Source organism: Legionella santicrucis, from assembly GCF_001468135.1.
Taxonomy (GTDB): domain Bacteria; phylum Pseudomonadota; class Gammaproteobacteria; order Legionellales; family Legionellaceae; genus Legionella; species Legionella santicrucis.
The window spans coordinates 24708-38064 of sequence record NZ_LNYU01000024.1 but is presented as its reverse complement, the minus strand read 5'-3'; the positions used below and the strand labels follow the sequence as shown (position 1 = coordinate 38064).

The following is a 13357-nucleotide window of genomic DNA, read 5'->3' as shown; positions in this document are numbered from 1 at the left end:
GGCTAAGCGATTCTAAATAGCAACAAGATCTTTAGTATCTAAATTTTGTCAACAAATTCCTCACGATCAGCATTCTAATTTAACTCATGATATTTTCTTATGAGTTCCAATAAGTTATTAAGTTCAAAAGGCTTCGGCAAGAATGATTCATATTGCATCCTTTCTACTTTTTCCAAATTAGTTTTAGCTGAAGCAATTATCGTTGGAATATTTTTTATCTGCTGATTTGTTCGTTTTTTTTCTCTAAATTCAAACCCATCAAGCACAGGCATCATTAAGTCTAAAAAGATAACAAAAGGAAGTGGGTTGTTTTCAAGAAAACTTAATGCTTCTTCTCCATTTCGAACTGTTGCCACTAAATATCCTGCATATTCCAAAGTCCAAACTAATGCTTCTCTCACTGAATTATTATCTTCAATTAATAAAATAAATTTCTCATTTTTTTCTAATAACATTGCATTACTTAAAAAGTTAGGTTAAGACATGTGTAGTTATATTAAATTACCGCGAAATATATTCAAAATGATTCGCTATAATTAGCAGGCTTGCTATATTCGATAGCATTGTTTAACCAACAATAGAAGAAACACTTTAATTATTTGAACGTATCACGTCAAATTCCTCATCCCAATTAAATTTAATATATTCGCTTTCATCCTGGTTCTTTATTAAAGAAACCAAAATTTGCATTTCTCTTTTAATCTCTTCATTAATATTAATATCTTCCATGAACCTTCCAGTATGAAAAAATAAAATTTTTATATTTAAATCAATTTAAATTACATATATTGGCCGCCATTGATGTCTAAATTAGCACCTGTGATAAACCCAGCCTCATCTCCAACTAAAAATGATACGGCATGGGCAACTTCCTCGGGTCTTCCAAGACGCCCAATCGGAATGCTTTTAGTAATCGAATCAATCACCTCCTTTTTCATAGTATTAAGCATGGGGGTTTCAATATACCCAGGAGAAATAGTATTCGCCGTAATTCCTTTATTGGCTACTTCAAGTGCTAAGCTCTTTGTAAATCCGAATAAAGCAGATTTTGTTGCCGCATAATTACATTGGCCAAATTGTCCCTTTCTGCCATTAATTGAAGAAATACAAATAATACGGCCATAGTTTTTATCAAGCATATAAGGCAAAACATTGCGTGTAATATTGAAAGTACTGGTTAAATTAGAATCAATGACTTGTTGCCAGTGTTGTGGATCCATCTTCTTTAAACTAATATCGTTTGTAATGCCTGCGTTGTTTACTAAAATATCAATACTCCCAAATCGCTCCATGATTAACGAAGTTATATTTTTACAATCAGCAAAATTGACTAAGTTTGCAAATAAAACATCAATATTATAGCCTGCATTTTTTTGCGTAGTTTGCCATTGAATCACTTCATCGTGTTTTCCATTTTTAAAATAACACGCTATCACCTGATAATCAGCCGCTAAACGCCTACAAATTGCCGTTCCTATTCCACCCGTCCCCCCAGTAACCACTGCTATTTTTCGTTTCATAAAAACAAATCTCCTGAACAAATCGAATATTATTTATCTTTGTATTTGATTTTTTTATATTATTAAAACTTCTTTTAAGATGACTATTAACTATTACCTTGTGACTATTAGGGATAACCAGAATAAAATAAATAAACTTAATGAAATAATATTTACGTAAATCTTAGTCGAGTACATTGACGTGTTCGTGTTAGGATCCAGAGAGCTTAAATACGTTTAGGATAAAACAGCTAGATGAATGGACTCATACAAAAAAGCTCAGCAGAACAATTGCTTTTGCAGCTGATCCACGAGTTAAATCAGCCTTTAACTGTAATTAAAGCGTATCTAGGCGGATGTGAACTTAGGTTAAAAAATAATAATCTAAGTTCAGAGCAAATGGTAAGTACTTTACAAAAAATTATGGAGCATACAGACCTTTTTGCTAATAAAGTGTATGAAATGCGCGAAATAATTTCACAAAAAGACAGTTATATTCCTGATCTTATTACGGAAATTACTTCATTATTTACTTTTGAAATAAACCTCTATGAGATTGAATTAAAGTTAGAATTACTGGAAAATAACCTTTCTGATTTTTGTATGAATACAACTCAATTCAAGCTAAAATCCTTAAAAAATATGCCTTCAACATAACAATAAAAAGCAATTTTCTAATAGAAAAAGATGACTTAGAAAAAAAGCTTACTTATTGCCGCTCTCTTTTTTCCGAAGATTATGTCACTGTTGATACTCAATGTTTATCTCATGGAATCAGTATCTCACTCTCAATATTTCACAAGGATAGTCGATATGCCCTTTAATAATTCAACTGTTTATATTGTGGATGATGATCCGCAAATATGTAAATCATTTCGTTGGTTATTTGAGTCAGTAAATCTTAACGTAGAAACCTATGAAAATGCCAAAAATTTTCTTGATAATTATAATGAATCCCAAAATGGCTGTTTAATTATCGATGTAAGAATGCCGATAATGAGTGGCATTGAAGTACTAGAGCATCTTAATACGAAAAATAATCAGTTGGCTGTAATCGTCATTACAGGCTATGGTGATATTCCTATGGCTGTACGGGCTATGAAAGCTGGTGCTTATGATTTCATTCTTAAACCAGTGAATCATCAGAATCTATTAGAAGTGACGCAGAAGTGCTTGAAAAAAAATCACTTTAACATTCCTCGCTCGCAATCTGATTTTAATGGACGCATAAATAGTTTAACCAAACGTGAAAAACAAATCATGGATTTAGTTGTTGAGGGTAAGCTCAATAAACAGATTGCTTATGAGCTTAATATCTCTATATCCACAGTTGAAGCTCATCGTGCCAAAGTCATGAAAAAAATGCAGGCAAAAACTCTGGCGGATCTGATTAAAATTAATTTGATTCATATCAATCAAATAGATTCTTCTGAGCTAAAGAACATATATTGATTTTATTGTCGTACTTCTTGTACTTTTAAGATAGAGCCGCTTAATAGAGCTAAGAAGCTCTATCTTAAAAATGCTTTGTTGCCAATTCGATTTACGGATAAAAATTCAATTACCCCCCTGCTGTAGTGAGTAAAGAACTAGAAACTCATTATTTCCTTATAGTATAAAAGCCAGTAATTGAGGTAGTGAACTCTGGTGCAGAAAAATTTGGCCAATGATCTTTATCAAAACCAGGAGCATCTTTTAAATGCTGTTTATCTATATTAAGAATAAAACAATCGTCCTTATTGTTATATAAAAACAACTGCCAAGGTACTGCAAAATATTTATTACCAAATCCTAAAAAACCACCAAAATCTAATACTAAATAATTTACTTTCCCTGTTTGTTTATCAATAACTACTTCTGCAATTTCACCTAATTTCTCATTTGCTGGATTCATTACCGTTGTCCCAGTGATTTCCCCAGATTTTACAATCCCTCTATTTTCCATAGTAACACTCCTTATCGTTGAAAATTCATAGGTTTTAATATTAATGGTTGATGCCTTCTTAAAAACTTCTCAATCATTTTTGATGATGTTATCTTTCGTGTAGCGTAATGGTTTTGGCATTTATTTAAGGTCCTCCTCGTGCAAGCAATACAATAATCAAAATAAGAAGAATTAAACCAATACCACCACTAGGATAATATCCCCAGCCTGCACTATAAGGCCATGTAGGAAGTAAGGCTAATATCAGCACAATTAAAACAATTAATAAAATTAAGTTCATATTAAAGTCCTTTTTTAATGATCATTCTTTATTAATATAGCTAATACTTATTGAACTTCTATTACGGTTTTCCTTGCTGCCGCCTCCTAAAAAACAACAGTTTATTTTTTAATTGAGCAAATCGGCTGATTAGTCTGTTTGGCCTGGACTGAAAAATTGAAACTTGCACCATTTTCTTAATTTAAATATGATTTCAAAAGCAATGTAAAAATATTAATGATTAAATCATTTATCAATATTTTGGGATTAGGGAATGAGTAAATTATTATTTGGAAATAATTGCGCCACTATGGAAAAATCTAATCCCAACGATTTGCTTGGTGCCTTTGTTGGAGCAAGTGAAATGGAAGAATTGACTCGTACTTTTGAATGGTCAAAGACTCCAGTGGGACCAATGAACAAGTGGCCGCAAAGCTTAGCTACAATGATTAAAACAATACTTGCTAACCGCTATCCCATGTGGCTGGCTTGGGGACAAAATCTCACCCTTTTTTATAATGATGCTTATGCCAAGATGACTCTTGGCCCAAAACATCCATGGGCATTAGGTCGCTCGCTTTGTGAAGTTTGGCCTGAAGTTGGCTCTCGCGCTGAATCAGTGCTGTATTCTGGTCAGGCAACCCGGGATGAAAGACTACTTTTCTTTTTAAAGCGAAACGGTTTTCTGGAAGAGACCTATCATACCTTTTCATATAGTCCTGTATTTGACGATCAAGGCCATATTAATGGTATTTTGTGCGTAGTCATTGAAGAGACTGAACGCAACATTAGTGCGCGACGGTTGTATACTCTTCGCGAGCTTGCTGCTCACCATAATAAAGAAGTCAAATCAGTCGAAGATGCTTGCAAAACGAGTATACGTATCCTGGAAAAAAATCCAAAAGATGTACCTTTTGCACTTTTATACTTACTTGACGGCGCTCAGAAATTGATTTCGCTAGCAGCATCCAGTGGCATTATGGCTGGTGAGCCATTAAGCCCAGTTTCTCTTGAACTTTCAGATTCTGAAGAACCGTGGCCATTTACCTCAGTCATCAAATCAGGTTGTAGTATTATTATTTCACACCCGCCAGGACAATTTGGCCCATTGCCAGGAGGTCCCTGGCCAGAACCATCACCGCAAGCAATTGTTCTCCCATTAGCAAAACCAGGACAGAACCAATTTATGGGTTTTTTGGTGGTGGGTGTAAGCGCTCGTCGCTCCTTGGACGATGCTTACCGAGGTTTTTTCGATCTCGTCGCAGGACAAGTAGCAATCAGTATCACCAAGGCCCAAGCGTGTGAGGGAATGCATGAAAGCGAAGAGCACTTCAGAACGCTGATCAGCGCCACCTCCGATGTTGTTTATCGTATGAATGCTGACTGGAGCGAAATAAGATATCTGCAAGGACGTGAATTTATTACCGATCTGCTCGAACCATGTAAAAAGTGGATAGATAAGTACATTCACCAAGAGGATCAAGTGCATGTAAAACAAACGATGCAAGAGGCCATTCAAGCTAGAGGTCTTTTCGATCTGGAACATCGTGGATTTCGTTTGGATGGCTCGCTTGGTTGGACGCACTCTCGTGCTATCCCTATTCTCAACAAGAAGGAAGAAATTATTGAATGGTTCGGTATTGCAAGTGATGTGAGTATCCGCAAGGAGGCTGAGCAAGCATTACTCAATACGTCTCGACATAAGGATGAATTTTTAGCCACCGTAGCTCATGAATTACGTACCCCCCTTGTTCCTATTTTTAATGCATTAGAAATTATGCGGCTTGCAAAGAAGAATGCACCCATCATTGAACAAGCTCAGGACATAATAGAACGACAAGTTGTGCAAATGGCTCGTCTCATTGAGGACTTACTGGATCTTAATCGAATCAGTCATGGCAAAATTCAGCTGCACATGGAACGTATAGAACTGTCAAAAGTCATTCAGCAAACCCTTGAAAGCAGCTATCCCATAATCAAAGCAGCAGAACACAAATTACACGTTGATCTGCCTTCCTATCCTATTTATATCCAAGCCGATATAACCAGGCTTACCCAAGTATTTTCAAATCTTCTTAATAATGCATCCAAATACACAGAAAAAGGAGGAATGATTTGGCTATCAGCTCAACTACATCACGATCACGTGGTTGTATCAGTACTTGATAATGGCATCGGTATACCGGCCCACATGTTGCTCCATATTTTTGATAAATTTACCCAAGTTGATAAACAACTGGAACGTTCAAAAGAAGGATTGGGAATCGGATTATGGCTTGCAAAACAGTTGGTTGAGTTACATGGTGGAACTGTCGAAGCCAAGAGTAAAGGAGAAAACTTTGGCAGCGAGTTTATTGTCCGGATACCAATCGCTTCATCTCTTGATTACAAAAATGAGCCAATAAATCCAACACATTGCCGTCGTATCCTTGTAGTGGATGACAATGTTGATATAACAACGAGCTTGACTTTATTGCTAGAACTTATGGGCTACACAATAAAAATTGCGTCTAACGGTTTAGATGCAATAGATACTGCTAGCTCATTTCGTCCAGATTTAATTCTAATGGATATCGGCATGCCACAACTTAATGGCTATGATGTGGCTAAGGAAATCCGAAAACAACCGTGGGGAAAAAATATTATATTAGCCGCACTTACCGGGCGGGGTCTGGAACATGATAGACGCAGAGCCAAAGAAGCTGGCTTTGATTTTCACATTACAAAGCCTATCAAACCCGACATGTTAGAGAAGTTACTTACTGATATTGAGTTTAATACCGTATAAACCTCATTATAGATAGGGACTTCCTTGACCTATACCCAATATTTTGCACTATATAGGCAAGATCAAAAGCACTCTTCATCATTTGCTTAATCGTTTAAACTTAATTCATGCTTTTGGTTTTTTCTATACTGCTACTCACTTCTTCCATTGCATTGGCTATAGAACCTTTTGCAGCTCTATGTGCAAACATGCCCGCTTTACTTGCAATCCCAACACCAATACCTGCTGTGGCCGCTAAACCAATAGCAACTCCTGCTGTCATCACATCTTGTCAATAATAATACAATTTACCTTAAGCAAGTATTAATGAATTTCTTTATGATTATAGGAAAGGTCTTGATTTATCCCTCTTTTTTAACTCATTGTAATAACTTAATGCCTTCGTCCTTGCTTCATGATGGTTAATAACGGGTTTTGGATAGTTTGTATTCAAATAAATAGTGTCACAATTAGAAGACTCCCATGGAGCATGTATCACTTGCCCCTCCAATTGAGCAAGTTCAGGAACCCAATGACGAATATAACTGCCGTCCGGATCAAATTTTTGGCTTTGTAATACTGGATTGAAAATACGAAAATAAGGTGCTGCATCAGCTCCGCATCCTGCCACCCATTGCCAACTTGCACTATTATTTGCTAAATCAGCATCCACAAGAGTATCTAAAAACCAATCCGCCCCCAAACGCCAATCAATCAGCAATCCTTTGGTAAGGAATGACGCAGTAACCATGCGTACACGATTGTGCATATAACCTGTTGCCCATAACTCTCTCATGCCCGCATCGATTATGGGATAACCCGTCAAACCTCTTTGCCAGCGAGCTAATAATTGCTCATCGTGATGCCAAGGAAATACATCAAACTCCTCCCTAAAGTGATGATAGGGTAGACTAGGGAAGTGATAGAGTAGATAAATTGAAAACTCTCTCCATCCCAGCTCGGATAGAAAATGCTCCGCTGAGGTTAAATCACAGTTAAGATCAAGTTTTGCTAATTCAATTACTCGTACAATGATCAACGGACTGATTTCTCCAAAATGCAAGTGCGGTGATAAACGTGATGTCGCATTTTTTATAGGAAAATCTCGATTTTTTTTATAACCATTAAGATGATGCTCAATAAACTCATGGAGTTTTTGTTGTGCTCCCCCCTCTCCTGGAGTCCAATAATCGGCAAATCGTGACGCCCAATTGAGGTTAGGTAATAATTTCCACTCCCAAAGCTCCTCGCTTTGAATTTCGACTCCAGTTGGTTGCTGCATCAATTGCATAGGTGGTCGGATATTAAGGATTTGTTTACAGTGTTTCCAATAAGGGGTAAACATTTTAAAATAATCGCCGTTTTTATTTCTAATTGTCCAAGGTTCGTGCAGCAAACTTCCATTTGAACTGTGAACTACAACACCATATTCCAACAAAGTTGCTTTAATCTTTTTATCACGTGAAATCGCTGTTGGCTCATAACAGCGATTCCAAAACACGGAGTTTGCAGAAACTGACTTGACTATGTCTAAAATAATCGCTAATGGATCTCCTTTACGAAGAATGAGATTTAATCCAAGTTGTTTTAAAGAATGGCCTAAGGAAGTAAGACTATGGTGCAGCCACCATGCTTGCGCTCTTCCTAAAACACTATTTTTTTCTTCATAAATATACAGTGGAATCACAAACTGATAACGGGAACAAGCTTCAATAAATGCAGGATTATCATTCAACCTTAAATCTTGTCGAAACCAAACTAATGCAATACTCATATAAATCTCAGGATGAGGTCAATGTTTTAATTTATCAATTCCAATAACAGATGCAAATTACCAGAAGAAAAATTAGGATGGATATTCAAAACAGTTAGCGTCCAGAAGACATTATTAAATGTTCTATAATACATAAATAAGGTGAGTTCGGAATAAGAGATACATTATTTCCCTGCTCGTTCAGGCTCAGAAGGCACTTACGCTTTCTCTAAGTTCCTGTTAAGGCCTCGACATAATGCTGACGCATTTCCCAGCCTGAACGCATCCAGGTAGGTGGCTCTATCTTTATCATCACTCACAATGAGTAAATTCATTAATACTAGGGTTAACGCTTATGATTTTAAATATTACAACAGCACAATTTCCAGATGCGACGCTTAGTGATATTGAATACAGCCGAAATATCTATAAAAGCATTGATTTTAATTTTGGTAAAGATGCAGATATTGCAATTAATAAAGCTACTTTAGAAAAATTTGTAAGTACATTTAAAAAAATCCATAGTACTCATGATAAGCCTATTGAAGGAATTATTACATTAGGAACAATGAAACATCTTTCCTCAGATACCATAAAATTGCTTCTTACATCAGAAGAATTTGTTAATATGCTTGATCATAAAAGTTTCCTCAAATTAATAGTTACTTCTGACGAGGCTGCAGATTTCGTACTCAATAATTCCAAATTAAAAGCAAAACTCGACGATATTGAGCCTTCGATAGACAAGCAAAAATTTAAAAATTCTTGTACTGCAAGAGCAATTATAAGGATACTTCTTGAAAGAGGATATATTGATCAAAGCAATTATACTCCAAGCAAAGAACTAGAAATATATAAAGAAATCTGGCTGGAGCCTGGCAAAGCCGCATCGCCAGAAAAGATTGTATCCTACTTCCAAAAACACCATCTCAATGTAATTGGTATTGAAATTAAAGAGTTATCTAAGTCTGTACGCAATAAGTACTCAAGAGATACGATGATCACCTCTCTCTATTCACTGTTCAAAAAAAATGTACCTATAAGAAAAAAAGTAACACTTACAGAATTAAGCGAAGCTGATTTTCCTGAAGGAATAACAATGCTGATTGTGATAAATACGGGAGTACTTCATACCTTGTTAGGAAAGAAATACAATGGACAGTTTATAGTTACCGACCCTCAATTTGGTGATCAAAAAATATACAATGGATTTATGGATTTTCTTGAGAAAGAGAGAAAAAATATGGGCGTTTTTTTTGAGATTTTACCAGACACCGAAAAAATTTTTAGACCGTAAGATAGGGCTATAGTTTGACTATTTTCGGTTAATCGATCTTGAGATAGTTCCAGCCAAAATTTACTCCCATGAACATTTACAGCAGACTGCCAATAAGTGAGGCTCGAGGATTCGTAGACAATTCATTCTAGTTATAAGAGGCACAGAGATTAAAATAAGAAATAGTTTCTTTTTCATTGAAATCTCCTTACATGATTGATTATCTAATTGAATTCCGCGGCGATAAATCATCCTCATTATTTTTACTCTCCTCGTTCAAATTGTCTTTCCAATGTTGGACGGCAGCTCGTGCACTTTCTAATGGGCTGTCTGTATTTTTTTCTATTTTTGCCCTATTTCCATGGGTTTCAGCCATTAGATCAAACATTTTTTGGGCGGTACATTTTTTTCCATTATAACTTTTACCTTTAACCATATCCGGGGCTGCAATGATTTGACTTTCTACTTTGGTAGTGGTCCATAAAAATTCTTGAAAATCTCTAATAGATTCAATATGTGTCTTTGCCAAATCAATGAATTCATTCTGCCCATTTTTACCTAACTGATTAAACAAAGGCATCCATTCTAATTGGACTACCTTATCTTTACGATCTCTTGTCGTTTCTAAAACATTCAACACATTAATTAACAGACTATATAAATCATCTTTACCTCTATGGTGAATATTTTTTGCAGCCTCATCTTTTGAATCTGCATACAAACTCGTAACAAATTCATTACCTAATACCGCAAAAGCTAATTTTTGGTGATCTAAAGAAGAAGGAACTTGTAATTCCTGTAACATAGCCAAACATTCCTGTTCGCCATATTTTGCATACAGAGAACCACTACCATAATCAGGATTATTCCAGTAATGGGGGGTAATATTAGGATGATAGTGGCGTCCACTCGCCCGCATTAACGCTACTATTTGTAACGCTTTAATATGTTCAGGAGTTAATTCAGCGAGCTGTTTTTGCAAATGATCAGGAAGTTCGGTCTGGTTTCGGTTTAATAGATCAATAATATAAGGAAGTAAAGCTGCGGAACGGTTAGCATTATCAAAACCATGTGTGACCCTATCAGGGCTATTGGGCATAATTCGACTTCGGTCTAAAAGCTGAGTCCCACCCACATCCTGCGCTACAATCGGAAAACCTCGCAAATATACTTTTTCACCAATATATTCTGCAATTTCTTCAATTGATGATGAAAAATCCATAATTTAGCTCCTAATTGTTTAAATTTATATTAAGGTCTGTTGACAATTGGTGGTCTACATACCTCAAAAAAACAGAACAAGTGGTGCCCCGGATCGTTTATTTTTGTTTTTCAACTTGCACTGCAACTGATCTTATTTTACACACAATTGCGGCAGTTTACCGTAATCTCTTTAAAAAAAATGTATTCCGAAATAAAGCAAATTCTTTTATAACCTGAATATCATTAATTTTATGAAACTCACCTACATATTTTACTGCGTGTGATGCTTTAGCTGCAATACTACACAAAAGTGATGATAATCAGAGGGCTACGGATTTTTTCCAGTGAAGTCGCAATAAAATCAACAAAAGCTGGATTTCACTTCCCTGCAAAAATAAAAATCATTAAGGACAAATAGCTGTCTTGTGCATGCAATTAAAAACTATACTTAGGCGCACAAGTTTGAACAGTTGTTTGGGTATTTGCATTAGAATTTGCATCAAAAAACACATGCGAACTCGTCCCCACTTTGAAATCAGTTACTTTTTTACTGGGAGTAATTTCAATGGGTACATCACTAGATACAGTATTAATCCACTCATTAAGCATTTGTAGATTATCAATCATTATCACTTCAATATCGAACTGATTCGTATCAATTTTAAAGGAAAATTGCTCCTCATTACATTTGCCACTTTTCGTTGATGCAATAAAATAATCAAAATTTGCATTCGCGGCTGCTAAGTAATCATTAACATCATCACCAATATATACCGTTTTTCGATAATTTACGTGTGATTTTAATTCTCGTCTAAATTCAGGATTAGCAATGAATTTCTCGAGTTGTGGTGCTTCAACTACATTTAAGTCCATTAATGCTTTAAATTGCTGGATTAATAATTTAGTGGGATCTGGTTTATGTTTGCCCTTGAGATTAACACCCATAGTATCATTTAAAGTAATGATATAATCTCCAAATTGTATTGCTTTTTTCACTGCATGCTCGTGAGGTTCCCGATTATCGGGCAACTGACAATGCACACCGCGAATATGATAATTAATCGCCTCGGCTACGGTATCCGAATAATTATCACTGCAAATTGCAAGCTTATGCCCCTTTTCATTCATATCTAGTAAAAAACGCTCAGCCCCAGAGATAGGAAGCATATTATGTCCCATCTGCACAATAAGTTCATCAACAGCGCCGCTTTCTAATTGACGCTTCAGTTTTTCCAGATTGTCTGCAGAAAGAAATGGAAATTGCTCTTTTAATGATTGAATCAATCCATTGGCCCATGTTTTTTTGCCATAACCAATTTCAAGTAGCTCTTCCATTGTGGGAAGTTGAGTTTCCCCCAGACTAGATAAAATTGTTCTTATTCTCCATGCCTCGGAAGGTTGGGAGTTGAAAATAGTCCCATCATTATCCAGAATAAGTATTGCTTTACCCGTTTGCAATAAGCTCACTAAGTCTCCATGGGTATTTTTTTGTAACTTATCAATACGTTCTTGCATGACTGTCAACCAAATGAATAAGCTCTATATAGTATCAAAGTGCACTATTTTTTCAATTTACCTATGATATAATTTTTCGCAGAATTTTCTCGATGTAGTAACGTCAATTAGCTTTGAGGTTACAGGTTTTAACGAAAAAGTGAGTAATCTAATGACCGAAAAAATAATTAACCTGAGTCCTTTGGAAACGCCTCAAGCGTATTATGATCAAAATGCTGCTGAGTTAGGCATTGTTCCAGATGGGACAGGTTTACAAATTGTCTTCAAAATTAATGGAGAAAATTATGTTTTTGCTGGCCCTCGTGGCGGTTCAGTGTTAACAGTTAATGGTGGGACTGTTGAAAATAAAAATGATCTATTCTTAGCACAGCTTGCAGAAGAAATTGAAGAAGAAACCTTTGGCGTGTTAAAGGTAACCCACTCTAAAGAAACTGGATATCAGCTCAGTGTGAATGGAAAACAACATGCACTTACGCTTCAAGATGATAAAAGTTATCTCTCTTATAAACCTGGAAAATATGCTTATGTGACGTTCACTGCTGTTTGTAAAACAGTCACTATAGAGGAACTGGAAGCAGCACAAATGCAAATGAATCCTACAGCTGCATTCTGGAATCAAATCGGTAACTTTTTATTTCCACATACAAGAAACGCGCCAAAGGATGATACATTTTCAGTTTACTGGGAATCTCAATCTGCAGCACGAGCCAACTTGATTGCAAAATTAAGCCAATCTGACGAAAATCTTCTATTAATTAAACCAACTGTGGTTTTTGGAACTGAAACTATTGCCCAAGCATTAGCTAAATTAAATGACATCAAATCCTATGGCGAACTGATGACCATGTTTAAACACACTGTTGGTCGTTATAGCGAGCGTCCTGGATATTATGTATTTACAACTTCTGAGCTGGTAAGAGCTGTAAACAATGAGGCTATTAAAGAAGTAAACGATTATAAAGGCAATAAAGTCGCTTCTGGAATCTTTAATGATAGTGCTGTCAAAGCGATTCTACCTTCATTTATTCCCTCTCAAATTTCAGTTGGAAACTCCCGCGATAGCTTATTCGCATCACCAAACACTGTTTCTTCATCTTCAGAACAACAAGCATTGCAGATGAGCTATTCTTAATAAAAATT

The 13357-nt window shown here is 35.9% G+C and carries 14 protein-coding genes; 5 read left to right on the top strand and 9 right to left on the bottom strand.

Features of this window, described 5'->3' with window-relative positions; all coding sequences use genetic code 11:
• Positions 1–74 precede the first annotated feature (74 nt).
• The 3 genes from Lsan_RS04985 to phbB all read right to left on the bottom strand — a co-directional run bounded on the left by Lsan_RS04985 (position 75) and on the right by phbB (position 1520).
• A complete protein-coding gene (locus tag Lsan_RS04985) occupies positions 75–455 on the bottom strand; it encodes a response regulator (RefSeq protein ID WP_058513414.1) in 381 nt (126 codons plus the stop codon).
• A gap of 136 nt (positions 456–591) precedes the next feature.
• Positions 592–729, bottom strand: a complete 138-nt coding sequence (locus Lsan_RS21945) for a hypothetical protein (protein WP_157068284.1) — start codon at positions 727–729, stop codon at positions 592–594.
• 50 nt (positions 730–779) lie between these two features.
• Entirely contained in the window at positions 780–1520 is a 741-nt protein-coding gene (phbB, locus tag Lsan_RS04980; RefSeq protein WP_058513413.1) for an acetoacetyl-CoA reductase, read from the bottom strand.
• Between the two features lie 234 nt (positions 1521–1754).
• Here phbB and Lsan_RS04975 point away from each other — a divergent pair, with 234 nt between their 5' ends.
• Entirely contained in the window at positions 1755–2156 is a 402-nt protein-coding gene (locus Lsan_RS04975; protein WP_058513412.1) for a hypothetical protein, read from the top strand.
• A 156-nt stretch (positions 2157–2312) separates the two neighbouring features.
• Positions 2313–2951 (top strand): response regulator transcription factor, encoded by a 639-nt coding sequence (locus Lsan_RS04970; protein ID WP_058513411.1) that lies wholly within the window; start codon positions 2313–2315, stop codon positions 2949–2951.
• A gap of 148 nt (positions 2952–3099) precedes the next feature.
• Here the strand turns inward: Lsan_RS04970 and Lsan_RS04965 are convergent, their stop codons facing one another.
• Positions 3100–3444: a PRC-barrel domain-containing protein gene (locus Lsan_RS04965; RefSeq protein ID WP_058513410.1), complete on the bottom strand. Its 345-nt coding sequence runs from the start codon at positions 3442–3444 to the stop codon at positions 3100–3102.
• A 124-nt stretch (positions 3445–3568) separates the two neighbouring features.
• On the bottom strand, positions 3569–3724 hold the full coding sequence (locus Lsan_RS21425; RefSeq protein WP_083505080.1) for a DUF3309 family protein: 156 nt from the start codon (positions 3722–3724) through the stop codon (positions 3569–3571).
• Positions 3725–3977: 253 nt separating this feature from the next.
• Between Lsan_RS21425 and Lsan_RS04960 the strand changes: the two genes are divergently transcribed.
• On the top strand, positions 3978–6491 hold the full coding sequence (locus Lsan_RS04960; protein WP_058513409.1) for an ATP-binding protein: 2514 nt from the start codon (positions 3978–3980) through the stop codon (positions 6489–6491).
• Between the two features lie 100 nt (positions 6492–6591).
• Here Lsan_RS04960 and Lsan_RS22455 read toward each other — a convergent pair whose 3' ends face one another.
• Positions 6592–6753 (bottom strand): hypothetical protein, encoded by a 162-nt coding sequence (locus Lsan_RS22455; RefSeq protein ID WP_237762038.1) that lies wholly within the window; start codon positions 6751–6753, stop codon positions 6592–6594.
• Between the two features lie 60 nt (positions 6754–6813).
• Positions 6814–8244: a cryptochrome/photolyase family protein gene (locus Lsan_RS04955; RefSeq protein ID WP_058513408.1), complete on the bottom strand. Its 1431-nt coding sequence runs from the start codon at positions 8242–8244 to the stop codon at positions 6814–6816.
• Between the two features lie 334 nt (positions 8245–8578).
• Between Lsan_RS04955 and Lsan_RS04950 the strand changes: the two genes are divergently transcribed.
• Positions 8579–9520, top strand: a complete 942-nt coding sequence (locus Lsan_RS04950; protein ID WP_058513407.1) for a hypothetical protein — start codon at positions 8579–8581, stop codon at positions 9518–9520.
• 199 nt (positions 9521–9719) lie between these two features.
• On the opposite strand, the gene Lsan_RS04945 is transcribed toward Lsan_RS04950, so the two are convergent.
• Together Lsan_RS04945 and Lsan_RS04940 are read right to left on the bottom strand one after the other, a co-directional pair.
• The gene (locus Lsan_RS04945; protein ID WP_058513406.1) at positions 9720–10721 is read right to left on the bottom strand and encodes a SidE phosphodiesterase domain-containing protein; all 1002 of its coding nucleotides are present in this window, start codon (positions 10719–10721) and stop codon (positions 9720–9722) included.
• Positions 10722–11137: 416 nt separating this feature from the next.
• Positions 11138–12217 (bottom strand): HAD family hydrolase, encoded by a 1080-nt coding sequence (locus Lsan_RS04940; RefSeq protein WP_058513405.1) that lies wholly within the window; start codon positions 12215–12217, stop codon positions 11138–11140.
• Between the two features lie 151 nt (positions 12218–12368).
• On the opposite strand from Lsan_RS04940, the gene Lsan_RS04935 reads away from it, so the two are divergent.
• Positions 12369–13349 carry a hypothetical protein gene (locus tag Lsan_RS04935; RefSeq protein ID WP_058513404.1) on the top strand — a complete coding sequence of 327 codons (981 nt, stop codon included), beginning with the start codon at positions 12369–12371 and terminating at the stop codon, positions 13347–13349.
• Positions 13350–13357 lie beyond the last annotated feature (8 nt).